This is a genomic window from Nonomuraea harbinensis, from assembly GCF_019396385.1.
GTDB lineage: Bacteria > Actinomycetota > Actinomycetes > Streptosporangiales > Streptosporangiaceae > Nonomuraea > Nonomuraea ferruginea.
The window spans coordinates 77,255-93,314 of the sequence record NZ_JAHKRN010000026.1; the positions used below are offsets into that span (position 1 = coordinate 77,255).

6 protein-coding genes are annotated in these 16,060 nt (G+C 74.9%); 5 read left to right on the forward strand and 1 reads right to left on the reverse strand.

Translation table 11 applies throughout. From position 1 onward, the window contains the following. Positions 1–43: 43 nt before the first annotated feature. Together KME79_RS25545 and KME79_RS25550 are read left to right on the forward strand one after the other, a co-directional pair. Entirely contained in the window at positions 44–1,279 is a 1,236-nt protein-coding gene (locus KME79_RS25545; RefSeq protein WP_219546649.1) for a PP2C family protein-serine/threonine phosphatase, read from the forward strand. Between the two features lie 50 nt (positions 1,280–1,329). Continuing rightward, complete coding sequence (locus KME79_RS25550) at positions 1,330–2,166, forward strand: FRG domain-containing protein (RefSeq protein ID WP_219546650.1); 837 nt, start codon at positions 1,330–1,332, stop codon at positions 2,164–2,166. On the opposite strand, the gene KME79_RS25555 is transcribed toward KME79_RS25550, so the two are convergent. After that, a complete protein-coding gene (locus KME79_RS25555) occupies positions 2,091–2,918 on the reverse strand; it encodes an alpha/beta fold hydrolase (protein WP_219546651.1) in 828 nt (275 codons plus the stop codon). The genes KME79_RS25550 and KME79_RS25555 overlap by 76 nt on opposite strands. Positions 2,919–3,804: 886 nt before the next feature. Here KME79_RS25555 and KME79_RS25560 point away from each other — a divergent pair. Genes KME79_RS25560 through KME79_RS25575 form a run of 3 tightly spaced genes read left to right on the forward strand, consistent with a single transcriptional unit; the run spans position 3,805 to position 16,059 of the window. Further along, positions 3,805–5,076, forward strand: a complete 1,272-nt coding sequence (locus KME79_RS25560) for a thioesterase II family protein (RefSeq protein WP_219546652.1) — start codon at positions 3,805–3,807, stop codon at positions 5,074–5,076. Between the two features lie 4 nt (positions 5,077–5,080). Then, complete coding sequence (locus tag KME79_RS45290; RefSeq protein WP_308249049.1) at positions 5,081–10,561, forward strand: non-ribosomal peptide synthetase; 5,481 nt, start codon at positions 5,081–5,083, stop codon at positions 10,559–10,561. Next, positions 10,558–16,059 carry a type I polyketide synthase gene (locus KME79_RS25575; RefSeq protein WP_219546653.1) on the forward strand — a complete coding sequence of 1,834 codons (5,502 nt, stop codon included), beginning with the start codon at positions 10,558–10,560 and terminating at the stop codon, positions 16,057–16,059. Before KME79_RS45290 ends, KME79_RS25575 begins: the two co-directional genes overlap by 4 nt. Position 16,060: the final 1 nt, after the last annotated feature.

Consider the following 16,060-nt stretch of genomic DNA (forward strand, 5'->3'; position numbering starts at 1 on the left):
TAATGGCCAGCAACCATAAAGGCGAAATAGGGGGCGAAATCCGATGAGCGGCCCTCGTGATGTCCGGAATGCGCTGAGTGGGCTGCTGCGGGACGGGCAGCAGGCCACGCTGGAGGACCTGCCGAACCTGGCCGCCCGCCACGCTCCGCAGGTGGGTGTCCGGCAGTGCCTGATCTACCTGGCCGACCTGCAGCAGAGCACGTTGCGGCTGCTCGCCGAGCGGGACGGGCCGTACGGCCACCCCGGCGCGCCGGACGACGTCACCGAGGACAAGCCGCCCGACGACCTGCGCATCGACGCCACCTACGGCGGCCGGGCCTTCCAGGAGGTGCGCATCCTGCGCAAGCCCGCCGAGCGCGGCATGGAATGCTGGTGGGTGCCGCTGCTGAACGGCGCCGAGCGCCTCGGCGCGCTCCGCGTCCTCGTCGAGCGCCCGAGCGTCGTGGCCGAGGAGGACGTGCTCGACCTGGCCCAGCTGCTGGCTCTCCTGGTCGCCGGCCGGCGCTCCTTCAGCGACTCGTACACGCGCCTGGTGCGCTCGCGGCGGATGAACGTCGCCGCCGAGATGCTCTGGCATCTGATGCCGCCGCTCACCTTCGCCAACGCCGAGGTGACCATCGCGGGAGTGCTGGAGCCCGCCTACGAGATCGGCGGGGACGCCTTCGACTACGCGCTCGGCGACGAGATCGTCCACCTGGCCATCTTCGACGCGATGGGCCACGACGTGGCCGCCGGGCTGGCCGCCAACCTGGTCATGGCCGCCAGCCGCAACCTGCGGCGCGACGGCGCCTGCCTGGCCGCGACCAGCGAGGGCATCGAGAACCTGCTGCTGCGCGAGTTCGGGGAGACGGCCCGGTTCGTCACCGCGATCATGGCCGACTTCGACCTGCGCACCGGGGTGCTGTCGTGGGTGAACCGCGGCCACCACCCGCCGGTGCTCATCAGGGCCGGCCGGTGGGGCACCACGCTGGACTGCCCGCCGACGGCCCCGTTCGGGCTCGGCCTGGAGCTTCCCGCGCAGGTCTGCCACGAGCAGCTCGAACCCGGCGACCGGCTGCTCATGTACACCGACGGGATCGTCGAGGCGGGACGCCACCGCGGCGAGCAGTTCGGGATGGAGCGGTTCGTCGACTTCATCCTGCGGCACTCCTGTGCCCGGCTGCCGGTGCCGGAGACGCTCCGCCGGCTCATCAAGGACGTCATGGACCACCACGAGGGCCGGCTCCAGGACGACGCCACGGTGCTGCTCACCGAGTGGCACGGCCGGGCCGGGGCGTAACGTCGCAGGTCATCGGTGTCAACCGGCTGCCTCGGGGCAGCGGTGCGGGGATGAGGTCGCACGAGGTGTCGTCGTGGCGGGAGCTGGACGACGCGATCTGCGAGGCCAGCAGGCCGCGCGGCAGCGCCCACGTGCATCCGACGCTGGTCTTCCGCGGGCTGGCCCGGAGCACGGACGCACACGTGTCCAGCCTGTCGCGGCTGCGCGGCGACTACGCCGCCCTGGAGCGGCACCTGGTGCGCAACTTCCGCAAGTACGCCCACCGCGCCACGCCGGGGGAGACCGTGTGGGACTGGCTGGCGCTCGGCCAGCACCACGGGCTGCCGACCCGGCTGCTGGACTGGACGTTCTCGCCGCTGGTGGCCCTGCACTTCGCGACCTCGTCCTGGCCCGAGGAGGACGGGGCGCTGCTGGCCGTCGACTGCGAGCGCGCGCACCGGCTGCTGCCCGGGCCGCTGCGCGAAGAGCTGGACCGGGAGGGGGCGCTGGTGTTCACCACCGAGATGCTCGCCCGGGTGGCGGGCGACCTGGACGGGTTCGGCCGGCTGGCCGGCGACCGGCCGTTCCTGACGTTCTTCGAGCCGCCGTCGCTGGACGAGCGGGTCGTCAACCAGTCGTCGGTGCTGTCGGCGACCTCTTCCCCCGCCTACCAGGTGCAGGAATGGCTGGCCGGGCATCCGGACCTGTGGCGGGGCTGGCTGCTCCCCACCCGGGTCAAACTGGAGATCAGGAACCGGCTGGACCAGGCGGGCATCACCGAGCGGGTGCTGCTGCCCGGCCTGGACGGGCTGGCCGCCTGGCTGCGCCGCTACTACACGCCCGGCGAGGCCGACCGGGGCTCCACCGAAGACGGCAGCACCACGGCCGGCGGTTCCGCCCGCCGGTAAGAAGGCCGCATGGGGGCGTAGGAGTCGGCGAGGGCGGCCGCCTCCGCGATCAGCGAGGCCGTCATCCCGCCGTGCTGGAACGGGAACACGTGCGCCCCCGGCACCGTCACCGAACGGCCCAGCGGTGCCGTGATGGCCAGGCCGTCGGCCCAGGCCTTCGGGCACATGCGGTCGCGCGCGCCGCGGACGACCAGCACCGGGCAGGAGATCTTGCCGATCAGGTACTCGGGGAAGTCGGACTGCGCCGAGCGGACGCACCGCAGCACCTCGGCCGGCCCGCCCCGCAGGTAGTACGGCACCGTGACGGGCAGCACGCTCAGCGGCTCGCGCACCACCGTGCGCAGGAAGGGCCGCGCCATCCGCCGCAGCGTCCGCTGGCGCGGCGGGAACGTCGGCCCGAGCAGCACCAGCGACCTCACCCGCGCCGGGTGCGCGGCCGTGACCTGCAGCGCGACCTGGGCGCCGCTGGAGTGCCCCGCGAGCACCACCGGCCCGTCGGGCACCGCCTCCAGCCAGTCGCCCACGGCCTCCGCCACGGCCGGCACCTCAGCCGCGCACGGACGCGGCGGCCGGTGCCCGAAACCCGGCACGTCCAGCAGGAACGCGTGCGCCCACGAGGCGCAACCGGCCAGCGTGTCCTTCATGTAGCCGACGGCGCCCAGGCCGGGCAGCAGCACGACCGTCTCGCCGCGGCGACCCACCTCCAGGCTCCGCATCCGGCGGCCGCCCACGTCGTCCCAGCGCTCGCGCATCCGCAATCCACCCACACGCGACGCCCTACCGGAATCGAGCCCGTTCAAACGTGGGCGAATTGTTTTCCGGCGGCTCCGAGGCCGGGCGCATTCATATGGATAGGGATTTTCTCGGGGAAATGCGGGGGAGGGATTTCGAGGCTTTCTTACTGGATGTGTTGCAACCAAGGGCCGTCCTTGTCATGATGTCGTGCCCCGTCGCGGTTCCCCGTGTTTCCGGTCCCCGGGGAACAGTGCCGTCGGCCTGCTCGTAGCGACTACGGCCGATATTGCTCGAACAGCTTTCTCGCCTTGACAAGCTCCTATTCATGTGGGCCGGAAAGCGGTGTGGAATCGCGCCGATGGTGGTGGCCGGATCGCCGGACCGTGGCCGCCGGGGCCGGGATCTGACGAAAAAACGCGCGAGCCGGGAATTCTTGTCACGGGGCCGGCCGCCCTGAGGCTCGGGGGCGCCTGCGGCCCGCCGTGCGGAAGCTCGCCGACGGCTGGGCGCAGCAGTGAATCACCCTATAGGTGCAGATTTGGAGATAAAGGCTGACATAACGGACAGCAAGGCCCGGAATCGGTCCGCCGTATGTGGTTTCGGTCGCATTCGGCCGCCTCGCACGCGCGCCTATCATCCCAGGGCTGCCTGGGCAATATTTCCCCGGGTCTGATTTTTGTCGCGTCGCATGGCGGAAGAGCGTTAATCGTGGCGTTGACTCCTCCTCTCAACCTGGATATAAGAGTTCTTGTCGCACTACCGCGTTACATCGCACGAAATGTAGTGACCCTTCGTAGTAATTCCCCATTTGCTTAGTTGTTCCGAGGCATTTGTCGAGGAGCGCCGTAACATGGCGATTGACGGCCTGCACATCGAGCGACGAATCCATCACACTCCGACAACTTGCGCCGCTCCCCGCCGGGGAGGTGCTGGACGATCGCCGGCTTCTTGACGGCGGCGCAGCGGACCCCCCATCCCACGGTGCCCGCTCCCGCCCGCACGCTGTTCTGCCTGCCCTACGCCGGAGGAGGGGCGAGCGCTTACGGAGGTCTCCTCCGCGAGCTCGCCGGCCTCACGGTGACCCCCATCCAGCTCCCCGGCCGCGAGAACCGCATCGCCGAGCCGCCGGCCTTCACCGTGGGCGAGATCGCCGACGAGATCGAGCCAGCCACCGGCGGCCCGTACGCGCTGTACGGGCACAGCATGGGCGCGCGGCTCGCTTTCGAGGTGGTGCGCGAGCTGCGCCGGCGCGACCTGCCGCCGCCCTCGCGACTGTACGTGGGCGGCGCCCACCCGCCGCACCGCAAGGTCCCGCTCGCCGCCACCGCCGACCTGCCCGACGAGGCGTTCATCGACCAGCTCGTCCGCCGCTCGGGCGCGCTGCCCGAGCTCAAGCACGTGCCCGAGCTGCGCGAGCTGCTGCTGCCCGTGCTCCGCGCCGACTTCGCCTGGATCAAGAGCTACCGGTACGAGCCGGAGCCGCCCGTCGACACCCCGATCGTCGCCTTCACCGGCCTGGACGACGGCGAGGTGGGCGCGGCGGACATGCTCGGCTGGGCCCGCCACACGACGGCCGGCTTCCGCCTGCGCACCCTCGCGGGCGGCCACCTGTTCGTCAAGGACCGGCCCGGCGACCTGGCGGCCCTCATCGCCGCCGACCTCGCCGGCGTCCACCCCCTCCCTGACCTGGGCGAGGTCCACCTCTGGCTGGGCAGCGGACCGCTTCCGTACGGCGAGCACGGGGACGCCGGGCTGACCGTCGCCACCTGCCAGGCGGCCGGCCTCGTCCTGACAGCGGCAACCCGCGCCCCGACCGTGGGCGTGGCCCTCACGCACCCGGCCGGGCCGGTCGACGCGGCGAGGTGGCTGAGCGCCGGGGAGCGGGAGCAGGTCGAAGGGGCCGCGGAAGAGGACCGGCGGTGGCTCGAACTGCGGGCCGTCACCGCGAAGCGGGCGCTCGCCGCCGCGGCGGGTCCCGGCGCCGACCCGACGGCCGCCGGGTTCCCCGATCTGGCCGATCCCGCGCCGTGGCGGGCCTCGGAAGGCCGGCTGTCCGGCTGGTGGGTCGTCCACCTGCCGGTGCCCACCGCCCGGGGCGAGGCGCCGGCCGCCGTGGCCGTGCCGGACGACCGGGTGCGGCTGAGATTCGACACGCTGCCCGACCGGGCCGGATGACGGGGTGACCGTGACCACCGCGACGCTGCTCCACGAACTCGTCACCGCCCAGGCCGCCCGCACTCCTGACGCGCCCGCGGTGCGGCAGTGGGACACGAGCCTGACCTACCGCGGGCTCACCGCCGCGGCGGGAGCGCTGGCACACCGGCTGCGCGAGCTGGGCGCAGGCCCGGAGACGCGGATCGGCGTGTGCGGGCGGCGCACGCCCGAACTGCTGGTGTCGGTGCTGGGAGTCCTGATGTCCGGCGCCGCGTACGTCCCCCTCGACCCGTCGCACCCGCGCAAGCGGCTGGAGACCGTCATCGGCGACGCCGGGATCACCCTGGTGGTCGCCGACCAGGCGGGCCGCGGCGTCCTGCGCGACCTCCCCCTCCGCCTCGTCGCCCCCGCCCAGGGCGAGCTCCCGCCCCCGGAACCGGCCGCGACCGCGGAGGGCTCCGCGGCGTACGTGCTCTACACCTCCGGATCCACCGGGCGGCCCAAGGGGGTCGTGGTGAGCCACGCGTCGGCGGTGGCGTTCGTGACCATGGCGGGCGCGTACTTCGGCCTGGACGCGTCGTGCCGCTCCATCGGGTTCGCGGCGCTCGGGTTCGACGTGTCCGTGCTCGACATCTTCGCGCCGCTCGCGCGGGGCGGGTGCGTCATGCTCACCGCCGACGAGGACCGGGTCGATCCCGTACGACTGCAGCGGTTCCTGGAACGGCACCGGGTCACCTGGGGCACGATCCCGCCCGCGCTGCTGCCGCTGCTCGACCCCGACCGGCTGCCGGCGCTGCGCGACCTGCTCACCGCGGGGGAGCCGGCCGGGCCCGAGCAGGTGGCGCGGTGGTCGCGGCCGGGCCGCAGGCGGTTCCACAACTGGTACGGGCCGACCGAGACGACCGTGTGCGTGGTCGGCACCGAGCTCGACGGCGACTGGGACCGGCCGTTGCCGATCGGGCACCCGCTGCCGGGCTGCACCGCGTACATCCTCGACGACCTGCTCCGGCCGGTCCCGCCGGGCACGCCAGGCGAGCTGTGCGTCGGCGGGCCGCAGCTCGCCCGCGGCTACCTGCACCGGCCTGGGCTGACGGCCGAGAGATTCGTGCCGGACCCGTACGGCGAGCCCGGCGCGCGGCTGTACCGGACAGGGGACCGGGTGGTGCTGGACGCGGACGGCCGGATCGGCTTCATCGGCCGGCTGGACCGGCAGGTGAAGGTCCAGGGGCAGCGGGTGGAGATCGGCGAGATCGAGGTGGTGCTGCGCGCCCACCCCGAGATCCGCCAGGCCGTCGTGGACGCCGGCACCGGAGCGGGCGGGCTGACGGAACTGGTCGCGTACCTGACCCCGCAGGAGGCCCCGGACCTGGAACGGGTGCGCGCCCACTGCCTGGACAGCGTGCCCGCGTACATGGTCCCCACCCGGGTGCTGCGCCTGCCCGCACTCCCGCTGACACCGGCAGGCAAGGTCGACCTGGCCGCCCTGCGCACCCTCGGCGACCAGCACACCCACCCCTCCGGCCCTGAGGTCACCACGGAGGAATCCGGCCACCGGCTCGCCCACGACGAGGAAACAACCAGGACGCATCGGTCGGCCCCGCCCACGGCCGACCAACAGACGGCTCCTCGCGACGGCGAGCACGGGGCCGGTTCGTCTGCGGCCCGCGACAGCGATCACCTGGGCGGGGGTGAGGTGATGGTGCGGGAGGTGGCCGGGGCCTGGGGGGAGGCGTTCGGGGGTGCGGAGCCGCTGGCGGACGACGACTTCTTCGCCCGCGGGGGCCACTCGCTGCTGGCCATGCGGCTGACCGCGCTGCTGCGGACCCGGCTGGGCCGGGAGCTGGCCGTCGAGGACGTGCTGGCGGGCAGGACCGTGGCCGGGATCGCCCGCCGGGCAGCGGCGGCGCCTCCGCTGCGGGAGGAGCCGCCCGGCGACGGACCGGCGGCGCTGTCGGCGGTGCAACGGCGGATGTGGTTCGTGGAACGGCTGGCCCCCGGCACGCCGGCGCACAACATCGCCATGGCCCAGCGGCTCACCGGCCCGCTGGACGTGTCGGCGCTGCGCCGGGCGCTGGCGTCGGTGGCCGAACGGCACGAGGTGCTGCGCTGGCGGGTGCCCCAGACGGGCGGCGTCCCGTCCGTGACGGTCACTCCGCCCGGCCCGGTGCCGCTGCCCGTCGAGGACGTGACGGACGCGGAGCTGCGCGAACGGCTGCAGGCCGAGGCGCGGCTGGCGTTCGACCTGGCCGAGGGGCCGCTGTGGCGGGCCAGGCTGCTGCGGCTCGCCGGCGATGAACACGTGCTCGTCGTCACCGTCCACCACCTGGTGTTCGACGGCTGGTCACAGAAGGTGCTGTACGAGGACATCTCGCGCGCGTACCGGCAGGAGGCGTTCCCGCCGCTGCGCGCCACCTACGGCGGGTACGTGGACTGGCTCGGCAGGCGCGACGGCGAGGCGGACCTGGCCTGGTGGAGCGGGCACCTCGACGGCGCGCCCACGGTGCTGGACCTGCCGCGCGACCATCCGCGCCCGCCGGTGCAGACGTTCGACGGCGAGTCCGTCACCGCCGAGGCGGGCGCCGGGGTCAGCGCCGCCGTGCGGGAGCTGGCCGTGCGGCTCGGCGGCACCCCGTACGCGGTGCTGCTCGCCGCCTACGGGCAGGTCCTGCGGCGGCTGTCCGGCCAGCCCGACCTGATCGTCGGCACCCCCGTCGCGGACCGCCGCGACCCGGCGCTCGACCCGGTGGCCGGGTGCCTGGTGCAGGTGCTGCCGGTGCGGCTGCGGGTGGACGACGGCGCGCCGTTCGCCGCGCACGTCACCCGCTGCCAGGAGGCGCTGTCGGGTGCGCTGGCCCATCTGGACGTGCGGCTGGAGCGGCTGGTGGACCGGCTCGGGCCGGGCCGCGACCTGTCGCGCAACCCGCTCGTGCAGGTGCTGTTCAACATGTACGACTTCACCGAGCCGCGGCTGGACCTGCCCGGCGTCGCGGCGGCCCCGCTGCCTCCCGGGCTGCCCGGCTCCTTGTTCGACCTCACCCTGTACGTGGGGGAGCGCGACGGGTGCTATGTGCTGCAGGCCGTCTACAACCCCAGACTGTTCCGCCGGTCGCGCGTCGACGCGCTGCTGCACGGCTACCTGCGCCTCCTCACCGACCTCACCGCCGACCCGGCCCGTCCCGTACGCGAGTCACGCCTGCGCCCCCGTCCTGGACGAGGTGACGAAGGGCCGCTCCCGGACCCGGCTGAGGTCAAGCCGCTGACCCTTGCCGGGGCGGCCAGCGCCGGTGGCGTGGAGGTGGCGGCGGGGGCACAGGCCGGGGTGGTGGGCGTCGGTGACGTGGCCGGGGCGGCCGAGGTTCAGGGCGGGGAAGCCTTCCGCGACGGGGGAGCGTGGGCGGGGGCGCAGGGCGGTCACGGGGTGTGGGGCGGTGCTTCGCCGGATGTGAGTACGGGGCTCATGGACGCATCCGGGGCGGTCCGGCTGCCGGACGGGACTGCGGTGCTGTCCGGATGGGACGGGGCCGGGGTGGTGGAGCGGGTGCTCAAGCAGGTGGCCGGTGGGCCCGAGCGGGTGGCGGTCAGCGGCGAGGACGGCGAGCTGACGTACGCGGGTCTGGCCCGGCTGGCCGACGCGGCGGGCGCGGCCGTGCGGGCGGGGGAGACGGTGGCGATCCTCGCCGAGCGTACGCGCGAGCTGCCGGCCCTGATGCTGGGCGTGCTGGCGGCGGGAGCCCGCTGGGCGGTGCTGGACACGGCGCTGCCGCCCGCCCGGCTCGCCGCCCAGGCCCGCGCGGCCGGCGCGACCAGCATCATCGCCTGCCCCGGCATCCAGATCCCGCCCGACCTGGCATGGCTCCCTCCAGCAGGAGAACCCCGTACCCCCGCTAACGGTGAGAAAGGGCCAGCCGACCTGGCGGCCCGGAATCTGACCGGTGAGGAAGGGACTGCGGGTCCCGACGTCCTGAACGGAAGTGGTGACCGGGCAGTAGCGGCCACGAACGGCAGTGGGGACCGGACAGGGGCGATCCTGCGCGGGAGCAGCGACGGGGCGGAGGCGGGTTCAGAGCAGGGTGGGACGGCCTGTCGGGTGGTGCCGATGGAGGAACGGGGGTATCTGGCGTTCACGTCGGGGACCACTGGGGAGCCCAAGCCCGTGCGGACGCCGGAGCGCCCGCTGGCCCGGTTCCTCGACTGGTACCCGCGCGCGTACGGCCTCACCGGGGACGACCGGTTCGCGCTCCTGGCCGGGCTGGCGCACGACCCGCTGCTGCGGGACGCGTTCACCCCGCTGGTGCTCGGCGCCACCCTGCACGTGCCGGGCCCGGACCTGGTGCGGGACCCCGCCAAGCTGGCCGGATGGCTGCGCGGGCGAAGGATCACCGTCGCCCACCTCACCCCGCAGCTCGCCGCGCTCATCGCCGCCGCCGGGGTCCGGCTGCCCGATCTGCGGCTGGTGCTGTTCGGCGGTGACCGGCTCACCCACGCCGACGCCGCCCGGTTCCGCCGCGTCGCCCCGGACGCCCGCCTGGTCAACGTCTACGGCACCACCGAGACCCCGCAGGCGCAGGCCGTGCACGAGATCGGCGACCCGCCCGACCACGGCGACCAGGTTCCCGCCGGGCACGGCGCGGACGGCGCCGAGCTGCTCGTCCTCGACGCGGCCGGCGCGCCCGCGGCCGTCGGAGAGCTGGGCGAGGTCGTGGTCAGGAGCCGCCGCCTGGCGGAGTCGTACCTGGACGAGACCCTCACCCGGGAGCGGTTCGCCCGCGAGCGGGACGGCGCGACGGCCCGCTACCGCACCGGCGACCTCGGCCGCTACGACCCGGACGGCCGCGTCGTGCTCGCCGGCCGTGCCGACGGGCAGGTGAAGATCCGCGGCTACCGGGTGGAGCTCGGCGAGGTCGAGGCCGCGCTCCTGGCCCACCCCGGCGTGCGGGCCGCCGCCGCCACGGTCGCCGAGCGGCCGGGCGGCAGGGTGCCGCTCGCGTACGCGGTCACCGACGGGCCCGCCGTCGGCCAGGCCGAGCTGCGCCGCCACCTGGCCGCGAGCCTGCCCGGCTACGCGCTGCCGGCCGAGCTCGTCCTGCTGCCCGCGCTCCCGCTCACCCCCAACGGCAAGGTGGACCGCGCCCGGCTGCCCGCCCCGCCGCCCCGCCCCGCGCCGGCGAGCGGCCAGGAGCCCGCCACCGGCACCGAACGCCTGGTCGCCGGCGTCTGGCGCGAGGTGCTCGGCCTGCCCAGCATCTCCGCCGGCGCGAACTTCTTCGAGATCGGCGGGCACTCGCTGGCCACCGCGCAGGTCCAGGCCCGCCTGGCCGCCTCGCTCGGCCGCGAGGTGCCGATCGTCGACCTCTTCCGCTTCCCGACCGTACGAGATCTGGCCGCGCACCTCGACGGCGAACGCCGTCCGGCCGGCTGGGACCGAGCCGCCCGGCGGGTCGCCGCGCGGCGGGCACGATCCTCACCCCACCGGCCACAGCAGCCCAGACAGGAGAGCAACGAATGAACCACGAAGAAGGCAACGGGGTCGAGCCGATCGCGGTCGTCGGGCTGGCCTGCCGCCTGCCGGGCGCCGAGGACGTGCCCGCGTTCTGGCGCAACCTGGTGGACGGGGTGGAGTCCGTGAAGTTCCACACCCGGGCCGAGCAGGAGGCGATGGGCGTGCCCGCCCACCTGCTCGACGATCCGATGTTCGTCCCGGCGGCCTCCGTCGCCGACGACTACGGCGCGCTGGACGCCGCCTTCTTCGGCATGTCGCCGCGCGAGGCGGAACTGCGCGACCCGCAGCAGCGCATGTTCCTGGAGCTGGCCAACACCGCGCTGGAGGACGCCGGCTACGACCCGGCGCGCTACCCCGGCGAGATCGGCGTGTACGGGGCGATCGGCTCCGACGAGTACCAGTGGCTGTACGTGCGGCCCAACACCGAGGTGTTCGCCTCCGTGGGCAACCTGGCCGTCTACACCGGCAACCACCCCGACTACCTGGCCACGCTCGTGTCGTACAAGCTCGACCTGCGCGGCCCGTCGCTCACCCTGCACACGGCCTGCTCGTCCTCGCTGGTGGCGCTGCACGTCGCGTGCGAGGCGCTGCGCGCGGGCGAGTGCGACATGGCGCTGACCGGCGGCGCGTCGCTGGAGCTGCCCGCCGAGTGGGGCTACCTGTACCACCAGGACGGCATCTACTCCCCGGACGGGCACTGCCGGGCCTTCGACGCGTCCGCGCAGGGCACGATCTGGGGCGGTGGCGGCGGCATGGCCGTGCTCAAGCGGCTGTCCGACGCGATCGCCGACGGCGACCACGTCCGCGCCGTCGTCATCGGCAACGCGATCAACAACGACGGCGCCACGAAGGTCGGCTTCTCCGCGCCCAGCGCCGAGGGCCAGGCCGCGGCGGTCTCGCAGGCGCTCGGCGTCGCCCAGATCGACCCGCGCACCGTCACCTACGTCGAGGCGCACGGCACCGGGACCTCGCTCGGCGACCCGATCGAGGTCTCCGCCCTGGCCGGCGTGCTCGGCGCGGCCTCGGAGGAGACCGGCTGGTGCGGCATCGGCTCGGTCAAGACCAACATCGGCCATCTCGGACCGGCCGCGGGCATCGCCGGTTTCATCAAGACCGTGCTCGCGCTGGAGCACGGCATGATCCCGCCCAGCCTCAACTACGAGCGGCCCAACCCGCGCATCGACTTCGAGTCCGGGCCGTTCCGGGTCAACGCCACCCTGACCAAGTGGGAGACGAACGGCCACCCGCGCCGCGCCGGCGTCAGCTCCTTCGGCATCGGCGGCACCAACGCGCACGTCGTCGTCGAGCAGGCGCCGCCCGCCCCGCTGCCGACCGCCCGGCCCCGACCTGCCCACCTGCTGCAGCTGTCGGCCCGCACCCCGGCCGCGCTCGACGCCGCCGTGCGGCGGCTGGCCGGCCACCTGGAGGACCGGGAGGTCTCGCTCGCCGACGTGGCGCACACGCTGCGCACCGGGCGCAAGCAGCACAAGCACCGGGCGGCCGTGGTCGCCGCCGACCCCGCCGACGCGGTCGCGGCCCTGCGCGACTCACGCCGGGTGACCAAGGCCAAGGCGGGCACGCCCCGGGTGGCGTGGCTGTTCTCCGGTCAGGGCGCCCAGTACGCCGGCATGGGCGCCGGTCTCTACCGCGCCGAGCCGGTGTTCGCCGCCGCCGTGGACGAGTGCGCCGCGCTGCTCCGCGACGAGCTCGGCCTGGACCTGCGGACGCTGCTGTTCCCCGGCGACGACGAGCGGGAGGCCGCCGACGAGCGGCTGCGCCAGACGGAGCTGGCCCAGCCCGCGCTGTTCACCGTCGAGTGGGCGCTGGCCCGGCTGTGGTCGTCGTGGGGGATCGAACCGGCCGCCATGATCGGCCACAGCATCGGCGAGTACGTGGCCGCCGCCGTCGCCGGCGTCTTCCCGCTGCCGGACGCGCTGCGCCTGGTCGCCACCCGCGGCCGCCTCATGCAGTCGATGCCGCCCGGCTCGATGCTGGCCGTGCGCCAGGACCACGAGGAGGTCCGCCGCACCCTGCCGGACGGGCTGTCCGTCGCCACCGTGAACGGCCCGGGCACCTGCGTCGTCGCCGGCCCGACCGAGCTGGTCGAGCGGTACGCGGCCACGCTGGACGAGGCCGAGGTCCAGCACACCGCGCTGCGCACGTCGCACGCCTTCCACTCGGCGATGATGGACCCGATCCTGGGCGACTTCCACGCCGCCGTCGCCGCCGCCACCCGCGACGCGCCCAGGATCCCGTTCCTGTCGAACGTCACCGGCACCTGGATCACGCCCGAGGAGGCCACCGACCCCGGCTACTGGACCCGCCACCTGCGCGAGGCGGTCCGGTTCGGCGACTGCGTGGCCGCGCTCGCCGCGGAGGGCGAGTGGCGGATGCTCGAATGCGGTCCGGGACGCCAGCTCGCCGGCCTGGCCAGGACGCAGCTGCCGCGCACCGCGCCCGCCCCGCTGCCCAGCCTGCCAGGACCCGCCGACACCAAGTCCGACCTCGAGGTCCTGTACGCGGCCGCGGGCACGCTGTGGGCCGCGGGCGCGCCGCTCGACGTCACCGCGATCACCGAGCCCGCGCGGCGCGTCCCGCTGCCCGCCTACCCGTACGAGCGGACCCGCCACTGGGTGCCGACCGCGGTCGACCCCGAGCTGATCTACCCGAGAGCCGCGCGGACCGGGGCGCTGCCGCAGGAGGAGCGCTTCTCGGTGCCCGCCTGGCGGCAGGCCCCCGTCACCCCCGTCCCGGCGGACTCCCTCGCCGGCACCCGCTGCCTGGTCTTCGCCGGGCCCGGCGGCGTGCCGCTCCTCGACGCCCTGCGCGCCGCCGGCGCAGACGCGGTCCAGGTCGTCCCCGGCACCGCGTACGGGGTCGCCCCCGACGGCACGGTCACCGTCAGGCCCGCCGAGCGCGAGGACTACGAGGCGCTGATCGCGCGGACCGGCGTCCCCGCCAGGATCGTGCACGCCTGGCCGCTCGACGGCACCCCCGCCGGGGACATCGCCGCCACCGACGCCGCCCAGGACCTGGGGTTCTTCAGCCTGCTCGGCCTCGTCCAGGCGCTCGCCCAGGCCGACCGGGACGGCGGCGTCCATCTGGACATCGTCACCAGGGGCACGCAGGGAGTCGTCGGCGGGGACGTCACCAGGCCCGAGCACGCCACCGTCGCCGGCTTCACCGCTGTCGTCCCGCTGGAAGCCCGCTGGCTGACGGCCCGCCACGTCGACCTGGAGGAGGGACCGTACGACCCGGCCGCCGTGCTCGCCGAGCTGGCCGCCGAGCCCGGCGAGCCGCCCGAGGGCGAGCCGCCGTCGCCGGTCGCGCTGCGCGCCGGCCGCCGCTGGCTGCGCGGGCACACCCGGGTGCCGCTGCCGCCGCAGGCCGACCCGCTGCGCCGGCACGGCGTGTACGTCATCACCGGCGGGCTCGGCGGCATCGGGCTCACCCTCGCCGAGGACCTGGCCGGTCGGGCACAGGCCCGGCTCGTCCTGCTCGGCCGGTCGGGGCTGCCGCCCCGGGAGGAGTGGGACACCCTCGACGGCGCCCCCGACCGGGTCCGCCGCGCCGTCGCCGCCGTGCGCCGCATGGAGCGGGCAGGCGCCGAGGTGGTCGTGCTGGCCGCCGACGCCGCGGACCCCGGGGCGCTGCGCCGCGCCAGGACCGAGGCGCTCGACCGGTTCGGCCGCATCGACGGCGTGGTGCACGCGGCCGGGGTTCCCGGCGGCGGCATGGCCGAGGTCAAGGAACGGGCGGCGGCCGAGGCCGTGCTCGCCCCGAAGCTCGCCGGCACGCTGGCGGTCCGCGAGGTCTTCGGCGACCTGCCGCTCGACTTCGTCATGCTGTGCTCGTCGGTCACCGCCGTGGCCGGCGGGTTCGGCCAGGTCGACTACTGCGGCGCCAACGCCTTCATGGACGCCTGCGCGCACGCCTGGCCCGGCCGGGCGGTCTCGGTCAACTGGGGCGCCTGGCTGGAGGTCGGCATGGCGGCCGAGGTCGCGGCCCCGGCCGCGTTCCGGGCGCTGCAGCGCGGCGACCGGGTGACCAGGATCGACCACCCGGTGCTCGGCCACCGCCACGAGAGCGCCGGCCGCCGGCCCTGGTACGCGGCCACGCTCTCCCCGTCCACGCACTGGCTGCTCGACGAGCACCGGGTGGCGGGCGTGCCCGTCATGCCGGGCACCGGTTACCTGGAGACGGCGCGGGCCGCGTTCGAGGCCGCCGTGCCGAGCCCGGGCCCCGGCCAAGCGATCGAGCTGCGTGACGTCGCGTTCGTCGCCCCGCTGCCCGTCGCCGACGGCGCCGCCGCCGAGCTGCGGGTGCTGCTCACCCCGGCGGGCGACGGCATGGACTTCGAGGTGGTCAGCGTGACCGGCGGCGAGGCCACGCAGCACGCCCGCGGCTCGGCCGCCTGGGTCGCCGGGGAGCCGCCGCCGTCGGACCTGGCGGGCGCCCGGCAGCGATGCGTGTACGGCGGCGAGGACGGGCCGAGCCCGTTCGCCTCCGCCTCCGGCCTGGTCACCTTCGGCCCCCGCTGGAACAGCCTGCGCTCGGTGAGCCAGGGCGGGGACGAGCGGCTCGCCCGCCTGGAGGCGGGCCCCGACGTGGCCGCCGACCTGGACCGGCTGCCGCTCCACCCGGCGCTGCTGGACGAGGCGACGGCGTTCATCTCTGTCGCGTCAAGCTCCGTCTCCGGCGGCCACAGCTACCTGCCGCTCGGCTACGGCCGCGTCACCGTGCACGCGCCGCTCCCGGCCCGCCTGTGGAGCCACGCCCGCCACCGCGACACCGGCGGCGGCGAGGTGCTCGCCGCGGACCTCACCCTGTACGACGACGCCGGCGAACGGGTGGTCACCATCGCCGACTTCGTGCTGCGCCGCATCGACAGGGACGCCGTCACGCGGACCGTCGGCGAGGGAGCCCGCCGGCAGGCCGAGGACACCGCCGTCGACGAGGAGTCGGCCGCCGCCGGTCAGGCGCTCGACGTGGACGGCGCCAGGCGCGGCATCAGCCCGGCAGAAGGCGCCGAGGCGGTCCGCCGGCTGCTCGCCGCGAACCTCGGCCCGCAGGTCGTGGTCAACGCCACCGACCTGGCCGAGTACGTCGCCGGCGTGCGCGAGCTGACCCAGGACACGGTCGCCGGCGAGCTGGACGCGGCCGCCGCGGCGGGGGGCGCGGACGAGCTCCCCGACGACCACGTCGCGCCGCGCAACGAGCTGGAGAGCACGCTCGCCGGCCTGTGGGGCGAGGTGCTCGGCGCCCGCCGGGTCAGCGTCGAGCAGGACTTCTTCGACCTGGGCGGCAACTCGCTCGTCGCCGTCCAGCTCATCGCGCTCATCAGGAAGAAGGTCGGGGTCCGGCTGCCGATGCGCAGCCTCTTCCAGGTGCCGACCGTGGCCGGCATGGCCGCGCTCGTGGAGGAGCTGCGCGGCAAGCAGCAGGCCCCCGCCACCGGCACCACCACCACCATCAGCAGGCTCCCCCGGACGGAAAGGCGCTGAC

Coding starts and splice junctions, on each gene's coding strand:
- KME79_RS25545 (WP_219546649.1), top strand. CDS start 44: ATGAGCGGCCCTCGTGATGTCCGGAATGCGCTGAGTGGGCTGCTGCGG.
- KME79_RS25550 (WP_219546650.1), top strand. CDS start 1,330: ATGAGGTCGCACGAGGTGTCGTCGTGGCGGGAGCTGGACGACGCGATC.
- KME79_RS25555 (WP_219546651.1), bottom strand. CDS start 2,918: ATGCGCGAGCGCTGGGACGACGTGGGCGGCCGCCGGATGCGGAGCCTG.
- KME79_RS25575 (WP_219546653.1), top strand. CDS start 10,558: ATGAACCACGAAGAAGGCAACGGGGTCGAGCCGATCGCGGTCGTCGGG.